Below are 17,654 nucleotides of genomic sequence, written 5' to 3'. Positions count from 1 at the left end.
AACACGGTGAGCTTCGCTGCTGATGTTGACTTATCGTAGGGCGGAGAGCGAAGGACACTAGCCGCTAGGGTGCTGGAGCTGGAAAATTCTCAAAGTTGATAACAAGAAAAATGACGGGGGTTAGACCTAAAACACGGTCACCCTCTTCCTTATTTTTTAAAGTTTAAACCTTAGGTGGTGAAAAGAAAATGTCTACCCTCATTGAAACAAGCGACCTATCCATTACCTTTGGCGGTCATACCGCCGTGGATGGTGTCAGTATTTCTGTTCCGGAGAAACATTTTAAGTCGATTATCGGGCCAAATGGTGCCGGAAAAACAACCTTTTTTAATCTCCTTAGCGGTCAATTAACTCCAACTCAAGGAAAGATCTTTTATCGTGGAAAGGATATCACGAAATTTTCGCCGACAAACCGCACAAGGGAAGGGATTGGCCGTTCCTTTCAAATTACCAATGTATTCCCTAATTTAACAGTATTAGAGAATGTAAGATTAGCAGTCCAATCGCAGGCAGGTGTCCGCTACCAAATGCTGTTTCATTATAAAAAATACCGTGCATTTGAAGACAAGGCATTAGAGTGGCTCAAGCTTGTCCTGTTAGAAGATAAAAAGGATTCATTAGCAAGCAATTTAGCCCATGGCGAAAAGCGAAAGCTTGAAATCGCGATGCTGCTGGCGCTTGAGACAGAAGTTCTTTTACTAGACGAACCAACAGCTGGGATGTCACTAGAAGAAGTTCCAGCCATTTTGGAGGTAATTAGAAGAATAAAGGAACAAGGGAACCGGACGATTATTCTGATAGAGCACAAGATGGATATGATCCTCGATTTATCGGATTCGGTGATGGTTCTTTTTAATGGAAGATTGCTGGCAGACGGAACTCCGGAAGAAATTATGAAAAATGAAACCGTTCAGTCTGCCTATTTAGGAGGTCAATACGATGAGCGACCTGTTGAAACTTGATAATGTAGAAACTCATATTGGACAATACCACATTCTCCAAGGCGTTTCCTTTGAAGTGAAAAAAGGCGAAGTTACCGTCCTGCTTGGAAGAAATGGAGCCGGGAAAACAACGACTTTACGAACGATTATGGGGCTAAATCCTGCTTCAAATGGAAGTATTACGTTCAAAGGCGAATCAATCCAATCCTTGCCGACTTATAGCGTTGCGAAAAAAGGCATCGGCTATGTTCCCGAGGATCAGGGGATTTTTGCTGGATTAACGGTGGAGGAAAATATGCGAGTTGCGATTCAAAATGAAAATGAAGAAACAGCAAAACGTATGGAGTGGATTATAAACCTTTTCCCTGACTTGAAAAAGTTCTGGAAAAAACCAGGAGGTCTCCTAAGCGGCGGGCAGAAACAAATGCTTTCCATCGCAAGAGCTTATGTGAACGAAAACGAACTGTTGTTAATTGATGAGCCAAGTAAAGGCTTGGCACCTATCGTTGTCGAGAAGGTAATGGAATCAATCTTACAAATGAAGGATCAGACCACCATCGTGTTAGTGGAGCAAAATTTCATGATGGCTAGCACGATTGGCGATTGTTTTTACATCATTGACGATGGCCGGACCGTCAGTCATGGCACAATGAAGCAATTAAAAGAAAATGAAGAAATGAAACGGAAATACTTAGGGATTGCGTAAGAAAGGAGGACATCCTAATGGATTTAATCATCAATTTAACCTTAAATGGCTTGGCAACCGGGATGCTGATTTTTTTATTGGCTGCCGGCTTAACGCTGATTTTCGGCTTAATGGACGTGCTGAATTTTGCACACGGCGGGCTATTTGCTTGGGGTGCTTATAGTGGTCTTTGGATTTATTCGCAGACAAATAGCTTTATCATCGGGATTTTAGGTGCAGTTTTGACCGGATTTCTGCTCGGAATTATCACTGAAAGATGGATTATTAAACCAGTTTATGGAAACCATGTACAGCAGATATTAATCACACTTGGCCTGATGCTTGTTTTATCCGAAATGTTGAAAGTCATTTGGGGACCCAATCAAATCACGGCATCGCCTCCAAATTATTTAAAGGGAAGCTGGGAACTGGGCGGCGTCATTATCATCAAGTACCGGGTATTTATTATTTTTGTTGGATTTCTTATTTTTGCCGGTGTGCAATATGTGCTTAAAAAAACCAAAATTGGCCTTGTTGTCAGAGCGGGAGTAATGAATAAAGAAATGGTGCAGGCACTTGGAATCAATATTCAAAGGGTGTTTATGTTTGTTTTTATGATTGGTGCAGGAATGGCGGCGCTTGGTGGTGTGCTTCTCGGGCCGTATTCCGGTGTCATCCATGCCGGTATGGGAATGGAATTCGCAATTCTGGCATTCATTGTCGTTGTCATCGGGGGGATGGGGAATTTCAAAGGTTCTGTGTTAGCGGCGATCCTGGTTGGGCTTTCTGGTTCATTTATGGCTTATTATGTTCCAGATCTATCATTGGCAGTAAATATGCTCCTAATGGCGATTGTGTTAATTATTCGACCGCAGGGATTATTTGGAGCGAGGGGGTGAGAAGATGCGATGGATTCAAGGAAATAGAATGACGGGTATCATTTTAGTCATTGCCGCTTTTTTGCTCCTTTTGCCGTTTGTCTATGAATCAAGAAACTTATTAATTTTATTAACACAGGTGTTTGTTTTTTCGATTTTCGCGATGAGTTATGACTTGTTGTTGGGATTTACAGGAATCGTTTCCTTTGGGCATGCGATGTTTTTTGGCATTGGGGCGTATACGATGGGGATTTTTATGAAACGGTTTGAACCAACGCTTGGGTATTTCTTTTTAGCCGTGCTGACAACAATTGTGCTAACCGCAATCGTCAGTTTTATTGTTGGATTACTCACTCTTCGTTTAAAAAGTCATTTCTATGCCATGCTAACCTTATCGTTATCAGGACTTTTTCTTGTACTGGCGGAAAAATGGCGGACGATGACTTATGGAAATGATGGCTTCACCTTTCGCGTCCCGGAATTGTTGATTGACCGGACTAATTTTTACCTGCTTTGTTTGATTGTCATGGTTGTAGTATTTCTAATTCTAAAACGGTTTACCAATTCCCCGCTTGGCCGGGTTCTTCAGGCGGTTAGGGAAAATGAACAACGAACGGAGTCATTAGGGTTCCATGTACTCCATTATAAAATTGCTGCAAGTGTGGTTTCCGGTGTATTAGCAGGCATCGCTGGAATTTTGTACGCTATTTCGCTTCGATTTGTAAATACAAGTGTGTTTGCAATGGATATCACCTTGGATGCTTTATTAATGACAATTATTGGTGGTGTGGGAACATTAGTCGGTGCCATGATTGGAGCAGGTTTAATAGAGTTTGCCCATCATTGGCTGACAGAACTGGCGAAAGAGCATTGGATCTTTGAGCGCTGGATTATTTTCTTTGGCATTATTTATATTTTAGTCGTGATGTTTTTCCCAAGAGGGATTGTCGGCACTTTAAGCTCGCTTACATGGAAACGAAAAAAACAACCTGCTGTTAAAAAAGAAGAAAAGATTGCGGGTTAGAGGGGGGAACACATGGATATCAATCAAATTACTTCCTTCGTCGTTCGGTTTCAACTTGCCGCAATCGAGAAAGGTACAGGCAAAAAACAATGGAGAATAAAGGTAACGCATGTCCAAGAAGAGCGGGAGACGTTATTTGAGTCGATTGCAGAAGCGCTGGAATTTATGGAGGAAAAGGCAGAGGAAGCATAGGTGAGCAGGTGATGGATATGCAAATTGGAATTTTGAGCACCGGAATTTATCTTCCTGAGGAATTTTTAACAGGAAAAGAGATTGCAGAGCTGGCAGGTATCCCTGTTAGGGTTGTCGAAGAGAAAATGGGAATCAAGAAAAAATATGTCCCAGGTTCTAGCGATCATACATGTGAAATGGGAATTGCCGCTGCGAAAAAAGCTATCGCAAAGGCTGGCATTGATCCATTGGAAATCAATCTTGTCATTTATATTGGTGAAGAACATAAGGAGTACCCACTTTGGACGGCTGGAATTAAGCTGCAGGAAGCAGTCGGGGCATTGAATGCTTGGGCATTTGATGTGGCGTTAAGATGCGGAACGACCGTTATGGCTTTGAAATTAGCAAAAAGTTTGATGGTGGCTGACCCTTCTATAAAAACCGTCTTGCTTGCAGGCGGGTATCGCAATGTGGATTTCATTGATTACGAGAATCCGAGAACCCGATTCATGTTTAATCTTAGTGCCGGGGGAGGCGCGATTCTTTTACGGAAGGGGCATAACGAAAATCTTCTATTAGAAACAGAACTTATCACAGACGGTTCTTTTTCGGAGGATGTGGTAGTGGTTGCCGGCGGTACGAAGAATCCGATGACAAAAGAGGCGATTGATTCTCGCCTTAATAAGCTCGATGTTCTTGACCCAGAAGGGATGAAACAGCGTTTAGAGCAAAAATCAATGGACAATTTTTTAAAAGTCATTCGTGAATCTTTACGAAAAAGCGGCTACCCAGAAGCAGATCTTTCCTATTTGGCGATTCTTCACATGAAAAAATCGGCCCATGAATATGTATTAAAAGAACTAGGCTTGTCCGAAGAGCAATCTATTTATCTAGAAGACTACGGACATATTGGTCAAATCGATCAAATATTGTCGCTGGAGCTTGCCTTGAAGGAAGGAAAAATCAAAGACGGTGATGTTGTCGTTTTGGTCAGTGCTGGAATTGGCTACGCCTGGGGCGCAACCACTATTAAATGGGGGAAGGGTGTTTGAAAATGGCTAACGTGGCGATGAAGGAAGTTCACTTGCCAAATGGAGAAGCATTGACATACAGGGAGAGAGAAGGCGGCGAGGTAAAGGTATTATTAATCCATGGTAATATGACATCATCAAAGCATTGGGATCTCGTCCTTGATAACATGGATGCGAAGTATAAGCTTTATGCGGTGGATTTGCGCGGTTTCGGCGGTTCTAGCTATAACAATCTAGTCATGTCGATAAAAGATTTCTCTGATGATGTGAAGCAATTTGTTGACGAAATTGATTTGAAAGATTTCGCCATAGTGGGCTGGTCAACAGGCGGTGCCGTTGCTATGCAATTTGCCGCTGATTACCCGGGCTATTGTAATAAATTGGTTTTATTAGCATCGGAATCGACGCGCGGTTATCCATTTGATGGGAAAATAAATGAAACGGATGTGCCACGGCGCTTTTCGCTGCATGAAGAGGTCAAACAGGATTTGATTCGAACGATCCCTGTGCAAACTGCCTACGACACGAATAATGTGGAATTATTAAAACTGATATGGAATGCGGTTATTTATACGCATAATCAACCTGCCCCGGAACTTTATGATGACTATGTGCAGGATATGAGAACACAGAGGAATTTGGCAGAGATCCATCATGCCAATAATACCTTTAATATTAGCCGTCACCATAACGGACTTGTTGATGGGAATGGGAAAGTAGAGTTAATTGATGTCCCTGTCCTTGTATTGCAAGGTGATCGGGATATGGTGATTTTAAAAGAGATGACAAAAGAACTTGTGGAAGACCTGGGAGAAAAAGCTAAGTTTGTAGAATTAAAGAATTGTGGGCATTCACCATTAGTTGATGATCTCCCGCAATTATTAAAGGCAATGACACAATTTTTGGAGGAGTAATGTATGAGGTTACAAGATAAAGTAGCAATCATTACAGGGGCTGCGGGTGGAATCGGCTTTGCTGCTGCCGAGAGGTTTGCCATGGAAGGTGCGAAGGTGGCGATAGCAGATTTTAATGCTGAGCAAGGGGAAGCACGTGCTCGTGAGCTGCAGCATGAAGGCTATGATGTTAGCTTTTTCCAAGTAAACGTAGCGGATCGCCAAAGCGTAGATCATATGGTGGAAAAGGTTCGTGGGGCTTTTGGAAAAATTGATATCTTGATTAATAATGCAGGAATCACAAGAGATGCGATGCTGTCAAAGTTGTCGGTTGAAGATTTCCAACAGGTACTTGATGTCAATTTAACAGGTGTATTTCACTGTACACAGGCTGTATTGCCAGCGATGATTGAAAATGGTCGTGGGAAAATAATTAACACATCTTCTGTAACTGGTGTCTATGGAAACGTCGGGCAGACGAATTATGCAGCCACGAAGGCAGGTGTAATCGGGATGACGAAAACATGGGCGAAGGAATTGGGGCGGAAAGGAATTACTGTCAATGCAGTAGCCCCTGGATTTATTGAAACAGGGATGACCGCGAAAGTGCCGGAAAAGGTATTGGAACAAATGCTGCAAATGGTGCCACTTGCACAATTAGGTAAGCCCGAGGATATCGCAAATGCCTATCTTTTCTTGGCATCTGATGAATCAAATTATGTAAATGGCACCGTGCTGCATGTAGATGGCGGAATCATGATGTAATGATTGAAGCGACCTTTTTGGGTCGTTTTTTTATGTGGTGAAATGGCACTCTGTAACTCCCCCGCAACTAAAAATGTGTAAGATAGTTCCATCTAGTAGTGAAGGAGCGATTGGTCGGTGAGGTGGGAACTGGATTGGCTGGAAAATCGGGCACGATTATCGCCAAATAAAATTGCCGTTATAGATGAATTGACAAACAAAGCTTGGACATTTGAACAATTGAATAAGCGAGCATACTCGACCGTAAGCTGGCTTTATACCCGGGGCGTTAAAAAAGGTGATCGAGTTGCCCTGTTATCGCCAAACCATATTAGCTATTTTGACTTATTGTTTGCCTGTGGAAAAATTGGCGCGATCTTCGTTCCGCTTAATTGGCGGTTATCAATGCATGAAATAAACGAGATATTGGCGGATTGTACACCGAAAGTAATCGGTATTCATCCGGAGTTCGAAGCTATAAGCCAACAACTAAATACCGTAAGTACCTTTTTAATAGGGGATGCCAATTACGAAGTGCAGGTTTCCTACTCCATTAGCGAGGAAATCTCAGAAACTGACCCGCTGGCGATGATTTATACTGGAGGGACTACAGGGAAACCAAAGGGTGTGGTGTTAAGCCATCAATCCATTCTCTGGAATGCGATTAACACCATTCTAAGCTGGGGGTTAGCGGAAGATGATGTGACGGTGAATTATATGCCCATGTTTCATACAGGAGGACTAAATGCCTTAAGCATTCCACTCCTCATGATGGGCGGGACAGTTGTCATAGGCGAGCCATTTTTAGGAGAAAAAGCGGTGGAAACGTTGCATCGATTTAACTGTACAACGATACTCCTAGTTCCAACCATGTATCATTCGCTTGTTCAAACAGACGAATTTCAGAAAAGCGACTTCCCATGTATGAAGATTTTTTTATCAGGAGCTGCACCATGCCCTATGCAAATTTATGAGGCTTTTCAGAAAAAGGGGTTAGCTTTTAAAGAGGGATACGGGCTGACAGAAGCGGGGCCTAACAATTTTTATATTAGTCCGGAAGATGCTCAAATGAACCGTGGATCTGTCGGCAAACCAATGCTGTTTAATACAATAAAACTAGTAAAAACAGATGGCAGTGAGACGGAGCCCAATGAGGTCGGAGAACTTTTAATAAAAGGAAAGCATTCCTTTTCATTTTATTGGAATCATGAACAGGAAACAAAGGAAACAGTTAAGGATGGCTGGATTCATACGGGGGATTTAGCGAAAAGGGATGAACAAGGCTTCTATTATATTGTCGGTCGAAAAAAAGAGATGATCATTACAGGCGGTGAAAATGTCTATCCACTTGAAATAGAGCAGTGGCTGGCCGCCCACCCAGCGATTGACGAAGTGGCTGTTCTAGGGTTGCCTGATGAAAAATGGGGTGAAGTGGTTGCTGCATTCATTACCTTTAAACATACTTACAGCATCCAAGATGAGGAATTAATAACATATTGTGAGTCAAAACTAGGCCGCTATAAAATTCCAAAACTATTCATTCGCTTAGAAGAACTGCCAAAAACCCATGTAGGTAAAATTGATAAAAAGAAATTAAAAGAAATGAACATTCATAGCTAAAAGGGGGAACATTGACGTTCTCCCTTTTAGCTTTTTTCGGCAAGATCCAAAGCGGGGCCTGACACCTTAAGGTCAACTTCCAGCTAAAACAAATCACTAGCACCATCAATAAATAATTTTGATAGAAGCGATTGTGTTTTATTAATATTGTAAACTAAATAAAAATACCTTTCTTCATTGAACCCATTAATATCATACATCTTAAGCATGTTTTTACTTGCATAACCTCTTGCAGCTATTTCCGAAATAATGGAGATTCCGACATCTTGGATGACAAATTGAATCAAGCTCTGACCATCCTCGATATAGGATATGACATTTAATTTGTCTTTTGCAATTTGGGTGTTCTTTAAGAATTTTTCCAGAAGCGCATTTGTACCTGAATCGGAACTTCGCATTACAAAAGGGTACTGCAATATGTCCTGAATGTTAACATCTCCCGATAAATTCACCTGATTTGAGGTAATCAGTACTAACTTCTCTTTCAATAAGGGAATATAGCGAAGTTTATCATCCTCGTATTTTTCACCTAATATCCCAATATCAACAGAACCATTGAGCACCTTTTCGGCAACATTTTTTGATGAGGACTGATTTATATGGAACATAACCTCAGGATATTTTTCTCTATATTGTTTAACCATTTTTGGAATCATAAATTGGCCAGGTACCGAACTGGCGGCAATTCGAATCATTCCTCTAAGTTCCATCATCCCCTGTTTTAAATCGAGCAATGCTTGGTCTTTAAGAAGTAAAAGTTTACGCGCCCAGCCATACAATCGTTCTCCATTTGGTGTAAGAATGCTTTCTCTGCCGACACGGTCAAATAATCTAAGCCCCAGCGTTTTCTCCAATCCTTGTATATGGGAGCTAACCGTGGATTGACTTAGAAAAATATCATCTGCCGCTTTAGAAAAGCTTTTATGTTCTACCACCTTTGTAAAAACATATAATTGGTGCAAATCCATAGGAATCTTCCCCTTATATATTCATATAATCGATTAATAGTAATTGGTGAAATAGATAAATTGTATTTCTATTAGCTTATCACTTTTCTATAATGAAATAGACTCATGTGTATGAATTGTTTGTGAAAATGTTCAGAAGGGAGAGGGAATTATGGTATGGGAACCAGATTTACTATATGATGCTGGACCGACTGGCTGTGGAGAATTGATCATGAATCTATTTTTAACCATAAAGAAAATGGAAAGTGGTCAAATCATTGAAGTCATTTCCTATGACCCCGGTGCAAGAGAGGATCTCCCAGCATGGTGCCGAATGCAAAGACATACTCTTCTTGAACGCAGAGATTTTGGCAAAACAAGCCACTACTTTATTGAAAAGGGTTAATCTAAACCTTTTACATAAAAACGAAAATAATGGAGGAATAAAAAAATGGCTGGTAAATTTTTGGTGAGTTTAACAAGTGCAAAAAATGATCCTGATAAAGCAACGGTTGGGTTTGTGGTTGCAAATGCCGCAGTCGCATCAGGACAGGAAACCGTTGTATTTTTAAATGTCGAAGGCGCTTACCTTGCCTCAAAAGGGTATGCTGAGGAAATTCATGAAGAAGGCTTTGCTCCATTAAAGCAGTTAATGGATCAGTTTGTAGAAGCAGGTGGGACCCTTTGGGTATGCAGCCCATGCTTTAAAAAGCGCGGATTAGAAGAAGAAAGCTTAATTGAAGGTGCAACGATTGTGGGCGGAGCAAAATTAGTAGAGTTCCTAAGCCAGGGTGCAGCTTCGATTACTTATTAAAATTAGGTGAAAAGCATGGAAACACCACATGCGGTTTGTGATGGCGGGGATTTAGATTGCGGATCTGGCTTGTTATTGATTATAAAAAAAGCGATGGATCCTTTGTCAGATGGTCAAATTCTTGAAGTCCGCAGCAGGGAGAGAACAGTGGCTGAGGATCTTCCGGCATGGTGCAGAATGGTTGATCATGGATTTTTAGGTTCGGAACCTGGTGACAATACAATACGGTACTTTATTCGTAAAGGATCTGCGCAGGTTGAATTGGAGCAGGATTTAGAGGCAGCAAAAGGCTATCAGTGGAGTGTTCGTGTTCGGGGTGAAAACGATCTTTCCGCTAAAATTCATTCCAGAAATCATACCCTTTTAGCGGGACAGCCGGCTGATTTTAGTCCAAAGGTTCATGCGCCAAGCGCAATTGATTATTTGCTTGCCTCTCTAGGATCCTGTTTGACAGTGGGCTTTAAGGCGCAGGCTTCTAAGCGAAATCTCGAGATTGATAATCTGGAGCTTTCTCTAAAAGGAGGGCTTGAAAACGTCCTTTTTCATATGGAATTAGAGGATGAAGGCAGCCCAAAACTGAATCAGATAACAGGAACCTTTTATGTCTCATCACCTGAATCAGAAGCAGTACTCGAGGATGTGTGGCTTAATACCCTCGAACGTTCGCCGATCTTTCAAACTCTTCACCAAACAGTAAAAATTGATATTAAGCTCGCGATTGTGTTTTAAGGGGGTATGAACCGATATGAATTTACCGAAATTTCCTACCACCGTAATTGGCAGCTGGCCCCGGTCAAATGAAGTTAAGCGGGCAATGCGCGATAAACGGGCGGGGAGAATAAGCGAAGCAGAGTTTCAGGAAATTGCTGACAAGTCAGTAATCCAATGCTTGAAATGGCAGGAAGAAGCAGGCATAGATATAGTCTGTGACGGCGAGCAGCGGCGTGATAATTTTATCTCCTTTGTGGCCGAACATTTAAATAATGTCCGGATGCTGATGGTGTCAGAACTGCTTGAATATGTTGAGGATAAAGCAAGTTTTGAAGAAATCCTTGGAACATTAGATGTGCCGGCATTCTCAATGTCAAACCCTGCAGCTGCCGGAAAAATCAGCCGTAAGAAGCCGTTGGCACTTGATGATTATTTATTTTTGAAAAAGCATACTGACAAAGCGATTAAAGTGACCTTACCGGGGCCGTACCTATTAACCCGAGCGATGTGGGTTGAGGGATTATCGAAGGAAGCGTACCCGACAAAAGAGGATTTGTCCATTGACATTATCAAAGTATTAAGAGAAGAAATGGAAGACTTAATTGCTGCCGGCGTAGACTTTGTCCAATTTGACGAGCCGGTCCTAACCGAGCTTGTTTTCACGCAAAAAAATGCCAACCGGACGTTTATGTGCGGTGCATTGACGGCAAAAGCCGATGCAGAAGAAGAAATCACCTTTGCACTGGACTTAATGAATCAGGTAACGGAAGGGATGTTGGGCAGGGGATCGAAAATCGGTGTCCATGTATGCCGCGGTAACTGGAGTACCCAGGAACAGGTACTGTTACGCGGTCCGTATGATCCGTTAATTCCTTATCTTGCACATGTAAATGTCGATCAGCTTATTTTGGAATATGCAACACCTCGTGCCGGGGAGCTTGATGCCATTCGTGACTTTGGCGGAAAAGAGCTTGGATTTGGTGTTGTTAATCCAAGGACTGAAACAATCGAAACCGCCGAGGCAATTGTGGAACGCGTTCAAGAGGTAAGAAAGTATTTGCCTGATGAAAAAATCTTTTTAAACCCAGATTGCGGCTTTGGAACATTTGCGCAAAGACCTATGAATAGTGATGAAATTGCTTTCGAAAAATTAAAGGTTATGACAGAGGCAGCAAGGAAGCTTAGGGAAATGATTTACGAATAGGAGGAGAAAATAATGGGACAATTGATGGACTTTAAAGTAGAGGGCAAAGGAAACGGAATGCGCCTCGATGCGGTTGCCGGCAAGCATAACATTGCAATTGATGAACCGGTATCATTTGGTGGTAAGGACTCGGCCATCGATCCGCTTTCAACATTTCTATCCTCACTAATTGCTTGCGAAAACGTCATGGCGCAACTAATTGCGCAGGAAATGAAGTTTGATCTTCAAGGAATTTCTTTCGATGTTGAAGGCAGCTTAGATTTGGCAGGACTAATGGGGGATCTTACAGTAAAACCCTATTTCCAAGAAGTCAAAGTGAAAGCGGTTGTTGAAACCTCTGAGCCGCAAGAACGAATTAATGAATTGCAAGAATCTGTTGACCTAAGGTGCCCTGTTTTTAGAACGTTAAAAGATGCGGGAATACCAGTTGAAAATCAATGGGTGAAAGCAGCGGTTATGGCTTAATAGTTCAAAGGAGTGATTGTTAAACAATCACTCCTGTTTTCATTTAATTTCAACTGGGCATTCCTTTAAATGGAATAAACTACCTTTTCAGAACTAAGACTTAAATCTAAAATCTGTGGCCATTTGCCATGACCGGAATCTATATTTATATGCCCGGAATTAGGTAATACAATTGATGGAAAGCCTAAGTTTAAATAGCTTTTTGCATCCTTCATAGTGCAATATGGGTCATTAGTTGAATGGATAAACAGCGTCTCCTCCGCGGCTCTTGATAGATTACTTTTCTTCAAAGGAACCGGATAAAAAGTTTTCGCCTCCGAGAGAATCACTGTCGGAGATGGAGGGGCCACAAGGATCACCTGTTTAGCAATGAGTTTGTTATGTTTTGCTGCATAATGAAGCCAAAGTAAACATCCGAGACTGTGGGTAACCACCGTGAGCTGATGATTAGCCGGAATGGTTTTAATCGCCGCATGTAATTCCTCCAGCCAAACCACCCTATTTGGTGCATCGAAGCTCGAAAAGGTAGGGTAACAAACATGATAATTTCTATTTGTTAGTTCCTTTGCCAGCCAGGATTGCCAGTGACCAGCTCCGCTTCCCCCTAATCCATGAATGATAAGAAAACTCTGTTCCATCATAAATCCCTCCTTTATGTTTCAAATAAACTATTCCGATTGATTAACTTGGTATTAATATTATAACCTTTTTTGACAGACAGCGCAACTAATGGGTGAAATATACATTTGCATTTAAAACGATAAACCATCAATATAAATGGATAGGTATTTTAGAAAGTAGGGGTTTTTTTGTCAGATTTTTTATCATTAGGTATTTCGGAAACCGTCGTTAATCAATTACGCGGCTATGGAGTCGCAAAACCGACACCAATCCAAGAACAAGCGATTCCATTTGTGATGAATGGTAACGATATTATTGCCCAGGCGCAAACCGGTACAGGGAAAACATTTGCCTTTATCCTGCCGATTCTTGAAAAAATTGATAAGGATGCAGCACATATTCAGGCGCTCATTGTCACTCCGACAAGAGAATTGGCCTTGCAAATAACGGCTGAAATTGAAAAATTGATTGCTGATCTACCTGGAGTAGCTGTATTAGCTGCTTACGGCGGGCAAGATGTGGATAAACAGTTGAAGAAATTAAAACGAAATCCGCAAATTGTCGTGGGGACACCTGGAAGGCTGTTAGATCATATTAGGAGAGAAACGGTCCGATTGTCAGAAATTTCTTTCCTTGTCCTAGATGAAGCAGATCAAATGCTGCATATTGGGTTTCTTGGCGAAGTTGAGGATATTATTCGGGAAACACCGGTAACTCGGCAAACCATGTTGTTTTCGGCCACGATGCCGCCAGAAATCCGGAAATTAGCCGCAAAGCATATGCGTGATCCTGAATACATTCAAATTGAAAAAACGCAAGGTCCTGCCGAAAATGTGAAGCAGATGGCAATTCATACGACAGACCGGGCAAAACAAGAAACGCTTATTGACCTCATCGAAACACATCGACCTTTTTTGGCAGTAATCTTCTGCCGAACGAAACGAAGAGTGAGTAAACTTTATGATGCGTTGAAAGCCCACGGATTTCCCAGTGATGAATTGCATGGCGATCTGTCACAGGCAAAAAGGGAACAAGTAATGAAGCGTTTTAGGGATGCAGAGATCCAGTTACTGGTTGCAACCGATGTAGCTGCCAGGGGGCTTGATGTTGAAGGTGTCACACATGTGTTCAACTATGATATTCCCGAGGATTCAGAAAGTTATATCCATCGTATTGGACGTACCGGCAGGGCAGGGATGACTGGCTTGGCGATTACATTATACGCTGCAAAAGATAAGTCAGCACTTGAGTTAATTGAAAAAGACCTTAAGATAACGATTCAAAAACAAAACCTGGTTGACCCAAATAAGGAAAAAGAAACCTCGAGGGATGCTAGGAAGGTTCGTCCACAAGGTCAAAACGAAAACCGCAGCCAGGGAAGAGAAAAGCAAGGAAGAGACAATCGAAATAGGAGCAAAACAGATCCTAGAGATGAACGAAAAGGGAATTTCCAGCCTAAACAACAAGGTAGACAATCTGGCAATCAAACCATTAAATCCGGAAGAAATTCATCAAGAGCAACTACAAGAAGAAAAAAATAGATCAAAAATGGGACTGAAGTTCATTTCAGTCCCATTTTGCTGTTTAGCTATTTATTCCAATTCCAGTGTTTGACTTAACCAGCACTTCCTCATATTTTTTCACATCAGCCTTTTGACTAGAGAAGATTGTTCCCAGGTATCCTGCAAGGAATCCGAGCGGAATAGAAACGATGCCTGGTGTGGTATAAGGGAAGATTGGATTACCGACAAAAATAGCTTTTCCAACTTCAGGGCTGAAAACGTTCGGGCTGATTATTACTAATCCAATGGCAGAGATCAATCCAACGACCATCGCCCAGACAGCACCAGTCGTATTAAATCGTTTCCAATAGATGGTATAAATGATAACTGGTAAGTTAGCACTTGCAGCAACTGCGAAAGCAAGTGATACAAGGAAGGCAACATTAAGTGTCTGCGCTCCTAATGCAAGAATAATGGAAATGACGGAAACATCAATTGCCGCCCAGCGCGCCATACTAACTTGCTGCTTTTCCGTTGCTTTTCCTTTGCGGAGGATCTCGTTATAAAAATCATGAGCAAAAGCAGATGCTGCTGTCAGAACAAGGCCTGCTACAACTGCTAGAATGGTCGCAAAAGCTACAGCGGATATAAAAGCGAATAACATATTACCGCCAATTGCTTTTGCTAAAAGTGGAGCAGCCATATTTCCAGCAGGGTTAGCGGCAACAATTTCAGAATTGCCGACAAAGGCTGCTGCACCAAAACCAAGGAAAATAGTCATTACATAAAAAATTCCGATAATCCATGTCGCATAAACAACGGAGGAACGAGCTGTTTTCGCATCTTTTACAGTAAAGAAGCGGACGAGAATGTGTGGTAATCCTGCTGTCCCAAGTACTAATCCCATATTTAATGAAATTGTATCAAGTCCGATTCCTTCAAAGGTGTTGCGGTTTTCATTTGGGCAAACATATCAGTTATGCTCCAATTAAACTTAGCAAACACAATCATCGAAATGATTAAAGTTCCACCCATTAAAAGCACTGCTTTAATAATTTGCACCCAGCTAGTGGCATGCATACCGCCAAAAATAACATATACAGTCATTAAGACGCCAACGATTAATACAGAGGTTGTGTAGGATAAGCCTAATAATAATTTAATAAGTGCACCGGCTCCTACAAGCTGCGCAATCATATAAAAGATCGAGATGGTTACCGTATTCATTGCTGCAAATCCGCGAATCTTTTTAGCATTGAAACGGGCTGCAATCATATCAGCAAATGTATATTTTCCAAGATTCCGGAGTGGCTCAGCCACTAAATAAAGAACAACGAGGTAAGCTACAAGGAAACCGATACTATAGAAAAATCCATCAAAACCTGTTAAGGCAATAGCACCGGCAATTCCAAGGAATGAAGCTGCAGACATATAATCACCAGCGATAGCCAGTCCATTTTGCCAGCCTGTCAGTCCGCCGCCTGCTGTATAAAATTCACTTGCATTTTTCGTTTTCTTAGAAGCAAAATATGTAAGGATTAACGTTACAAACACGATCCCAAGAAACATAATAAAAGCTGGAGTGTTCATTAGATCTTCACCCCTTCTTGAACAACTTTATTCGCCAATTCATCAAATTTTGCCGCTTTCTTTGAGTAAAGCATGCACAAGCCCCATGTCATAACGAATTGTAAGAATGCAAAAACCCATGCCCATGTTATACTGCCAATAAACTTATGATTTAGTACGGTTGAATAGGAAGTTAATATAGGTAGTGCGAAATAAAAGCAAAAAAAGAAAATAGTGATTGGAATAATAAATTTTTTCTTTTCGGAGAGTAATGCTTGAAATGATGGTGATTGAGCAATTGAACTGTAATCGCTTTCAGAATAGTCCTTGGGTTTTTGTGCCTCCATGGAAGCGCCCCCCTCTCATAATAAAAACAGTGCTTAAACATGAGGTAAAATGAAAAGACTTAATTGATTGGACATAAGATGAGGAAAAACTAGTTTGGAGCTAACAGGACGGACAAATTTAACAGATCACCTCCCTGAATGCAGACTTTTCTAAATTTTTAAATCCAAAAAACAGGAAAATATATTTATCTTTCAAAGACATCCAGGAATAAAAAAAGAAAACCCTCGCTACGCGAAGGTTTTCGGATTATGGAGACTAGGGGGATCGAACCCCTGACCTCTTGCATGCCATGCAAGCACTCTCCCAGCTGAGCTAAGCCCCCGATATTTTTGTTACAAGAAGAATTATATCCGGAATATAAAATTCTTGCAAGAGGAAATTTTGGGAAAGTGAATAAAATTTCTCTATTAGCTCATACTTTCAATTTCTACCTTCTGAACACCATCTAACGCAGAAACAGTCGCATAAACTTCAGTAGTCTTCTCACGGTAATCAACCGCGACTAATATTTGCACCAAATGATCCCCGTTATCTAAATCTTTGATTCGAAGCCTGCGAATAATATACTTTTTCTCAAGTAAAAATGTAATAGTTGTATCAATCTGAGCTTGGTCTCTAATAAAAAGCTGGAGCGTGATTTCTTTTTCCCGTAATTGTTTTGGACCAAACAGTTTCATTAAAAAAGGAACTAGTTCTACACTAATAATTAATAAGGCTACTCCTGCAAATGCCTCTAAATAAAATCCTGCACCTACTGCAATTCCAATCCCAGCTGCTCCCCAGATCATAGCAGCCGTTGTTAAACCTGAAATACTGTCATTCCCTCGTCTTAATATGACACCGGCACCTAAAAAGCCAATCCCTGAGACAATTTGTGCTGCAAGCCTAAGTGGATCCATTGTAATCTTTACCTCACCTGAGTCTGGAAACATATAGGCAGACTGAATGGAGACAATTGTCAACAAACAGCTTACAACGGAAATAACAAGACTTGTCTTAAGACCAACCGGCTTTCTCTTTAACTCACGTTCAAGACCAATGATAAGGCCAAAAATAGCAGAAATACCAAGCTTTATTAAAATATCGACATCCGCATTACTCATACTAATTCACGTCCAATTATATAGTTAGTTGTTTCTAATGTACGAAAACCTCTATCTCCTATTACATATACAATATTAGTTTGTTTTATGTGTTTAACCTACTTTAATTTTATATTATAAATGGGGGATAGATAAATGTATGTTAAAAAACTTTAAAAATTATATTGCAAACATTTCTTTATCATGTTATATTAAATCTCGTCCTCATCGAGAGAAAGTCAAACAGCGAAAAAAGAAATTTAAAAAGTTGTTGACATGAAGATGTTGGGTATGATACATTAATGAAGTCGCTTTTGGCGGCAGAGACATTTGTTCTTTGAAAACTAAACAAACAAAAACGTCAACAAACAATATTTTTAGTTACTATTAAGAAACTAAGCCAA

Annotated in this window: 19 protein-coding genes, 1 tRNA gene and 1 pseudogene; 15 read left to right on the top strand and 6 right to left on the bottom strand. The window is 41.1% G+C overall.

Translation table 11 applies throughout. From position 1 onward, the window contains the following. The first annotated feature begins 188 nt into the window (after positions 1-188). The 9 genes from BABA_RS22905 (at position 189) to BABA_RS22865 (ending at position 7,987) form a co-directional block, all read left to right on the top strand. Positions 189-962, top strand: a complete 774-nt coding sequence (locus tag BABA_RS22905) for an ABC transporter ATP-binding protein (protein WP_007087640.1) — start codon at positions 189-191, stop codon at positions 960-962. Beyond that, entirely contained in the window at positions 940-1,647 is a 708-nt protein-coding gene (locus BABA_RS22900) for an ABC transporter ATP-binding protein (RefSeq protein WP_007087639.1), read from the top strand. Before BABA_RS22905 ends, BABA_RS22900 begins: the two co-directional genes overlap by 23 nt. A gap of 17 nt (positions 1,648-1,664) precedes the next feature. Continuing rightward, complete coding sequence (locus BABA_RS22895) at positions 1,665-2,525, top strand: branched-chain amino acid ABC transporter permease (RefSeq protein ID WP_007087638.1); 861 nt, start codon at positions 1,665-1,667, stop codon at positions 2,523-2,525. 4 nt (positions 2,526-2,529) lie between these two features. Continuing rightward, positions 2,530-3,528 carry a branched-chain amino acid ABC transporter permease gene (locus BABA_RS22890; RefSeq protein WP_007087637.1) on the top strand — a complete coding sequence of 333 codons (999 nt, stop codon included), beginning with the start codon at positions 2,530-2,532 and terminating at the stop codon, positions 3,526-3,528. 12 nt (positions 3,529-3,540) lie between these two features. Next, a complete protein-coding gene (locus BABA_RS22885) occupies positions 3,541-3,720 on the top strand; it encodes a hypothetical protein (RefSeq protein ID WP_040347337.1) in 180 nt (59 codons plus the stop codon). 17 nt (positions 3,721-3,737) lie between these two features. Further along, positions 3,738-4,751, top strand: a complete 1,014-nt coding sequence (locus tag BABA_RS22880) for a 3-oxoacyl-ACP synthase (protein WP_040347341.1) — start codon at positions 3,738-3,740, stop codon at positions 4,749-4,751. A gap of 2 nt (positions 4,752-4,753) precedes the next feature. Then, positions 4,754-5,644, top strand: coding sequence for an intracellular short-chain-length polyhydroxyalkanoate depolymerase (gene phaZ / locus BABA_RS22875; protein ID WP_040347340.1), 891 nt, complete (start codon positions 4,754-4,756; stop codon positions 5,642-5,644). A gap of 3 nt (positions 5,645-5,647) precedes the next feature. Next, on the top strand, positions 5,648-6,388 hold the full coding sequence (gene fabG / locus BABA_RS22870; protein ID WP_007087634.1) for a 3-oxoacyl-ACP reductase FabG: 741 nt from the start codon (positions 5,648-5,650) through the stop codon (positions 6,386-6,388). 117 nt (positions 6,389-6,505) lie between these two features. After that, entirely contained in the window at positions 6,506-7,987 is a 1,482-nt protein-coding gene (locus tag BABA_RS22865; RefSeq protein ID WP_007087633.1) for an acyl-CoA synthetase, read from the top strand. 83 nt (positions 7,988-8,070) lie between these two features. Here BABA_RS22865 and BABA_RS22860 read toward each other — a convergent pair whose 3' ends face one another. Beyond that, the gene (locus tag BABA_RS22860; protein ID WP_007087632.1) at positions 8,071-8,955 is read right to left on the bottom strand and encodes a selenium metabolism-associated LysR family transcriptional regulator; all 885 of its coding nucleotides are present in this window, start codon (positions 8,953-8,955) and stop codon (positions 8,071-8,073) included. 151 nt (positions 8,956-9,106) lie between these two features. Between BABA_RS22860 and BABA_RS22855 the strand changes: the two genes are divergently transcribed. The 5 genes from BABA_RS22855 to BABA_RS22835 are packed head-to-tail and all read left to right on the top strand — an operon-like array spanning position 9,107 to position 12,128. Continuing rightward, positions 9,107-9,340: a sulfurtransferase TusA family protein gene (locus BABA_RS22855; RefSeq protein WP_007087631.1), complete on the top strand. Its 234-nt coding sequence runs from the start codon at positions 9,107-9,109 to the stop codon at positions 9,338-9,340. Between the two features lie 45 nt (positions 9,341-9,385). Next, a complete protein-coding gene (locus BABA_RS22850; RefSeq protein ID WP_007087630.1) occupies positions 9,386-9,748 on the top strand; it encodes a DsrE family protein in 363 nt (120 codons plus the stop codon). 15 nt (positions 9,749-9,763) lie between these two features. Beyond that, the gene (locus tag BABA_RS22845) at positions 9,764-10,477 is read left to right on the top strand and encodes a sulfurtransferase TusA family protein (RefSeq protein ID WP_007087629.1); all 714 of its coding nucleotides are present in this window, start codon (positions 9,764-9,766) and stop codon (positions 10,475-10,477) included. 16 nt (positions 10,478-10,493) lie between these two features. Then, entirely contained in the window at positions 10,494-11,663 is a 1,170-nt protein-coding gene (locus tag BABA_RS22840) for a cobalamin-independent methionine synthase II family protein (RefSeq protein ID WP_007087628.1), read from the top strand. A gap of 12 nt (positions 11,664-11,675) precedes the next feature. Next, positions 11,676-12,128 (top strand): OsmC family protein, encoded by a 453-nt coding sequence (locus tag BABA_RS22835; protein ID WP_007087627.1) that lies wholly within the window; start codon positions 11,676-11,678, stop codon positions 12,126-12,128. Positions 12,129-12,193: 65 nt separating this feature from the next. Here BABA_RS22835 and BABA_RS22830 read toward each other — a convergent pair whose 3' ends face one another. Then, positions 12,194-12,766, bottom strand: a complete 573-nt coding sequence (locus tag BABA_RS22830; RefSeq protein ID WP_007087626.1) for an RBBP9/YdeN family alpha/beta hydrolase — start codon at positions 12,764-12,766, stop codon at positions 12,194-12,196. 171 nt (positions 12,767-12,937) lie between these two features. Between BABA_RS22830 and BABA_RS22825 the strand changes: the two genes are divergently transcribed. Further along, positions 12,938-14,290, top strand: a complete 1,353-nt coding sequence (locus BABA_RS22825; RefSeq protein WP_007087625.1) for a DEAD/DEAH box helicase — start codon at positions 12,938-12,940, stop codon at positions 14,288-14,290. A 43-nt stretch (positions 14,291-14,333) separates the two neighbouring features. Here BABA_RS22825 and BABA_RS22820 read toward each other — a convergent pair. From BABA_RS22820 to BABA_RS22805, 4 genes and pseudogenes are all read right to left on the bottom strand, one after another. Beyond that, a pseudogene (locus tag BABA_RS22820) lies at positions 14,334-15,841 on the bottom strand (solute symporter family protein). Continuing rightward, positions 15,841-16,167 (bottom strand): DUF485 domain-containing protein, encoded by a 327-nt coding sequence (locus BABA_RS22815; RefSeq protein ID WP_007087622.1) that lies wholly within the window; start codon positions 16,165-16,167, stop codon positions 15,841-15,843. The pseudogene BABA_RS22820 and the gene BABA_RS22815 overlap by 1 nt, the downstream one beginning before the upstream one ends. A gap of 250 nt (positions 16,168-16,417) precedes the next feature. After that, positions 16,418-16,490, bottom strand: a tRNA-Ala gene (locus BABA_RS22810). An 85-nt stretch (positions 16,491-16,575) separates the two neighbouring features. Beyond that, positions 16,576-17,271, bottom strand: a complete 696-nt coding sequence (locus BABA_RS22805; RefSeq protein WP_007087621.1) for an MgtC/SapB family protein — start codon at positions 17,269-17,271, stop codon at positions 16,576-16,578. Positions 17,272-17,654: the final 383 nt, after the last annotated feature.

Origin of the sequence: Neobacillus bataviensis LMG 21833 (genome assembly GCF_000307875.1) — a bacterium.
GTDB lineage: Bacteria > Bacillota > Bacilli > Bacillales > Cytobacillaceae > Neobacillus > Neobacillus bataviensis.
Note: the sequence above shows the minus strand (reverse complement) of the source record. Positions and strands in the feature narration are given on the sequence as shown.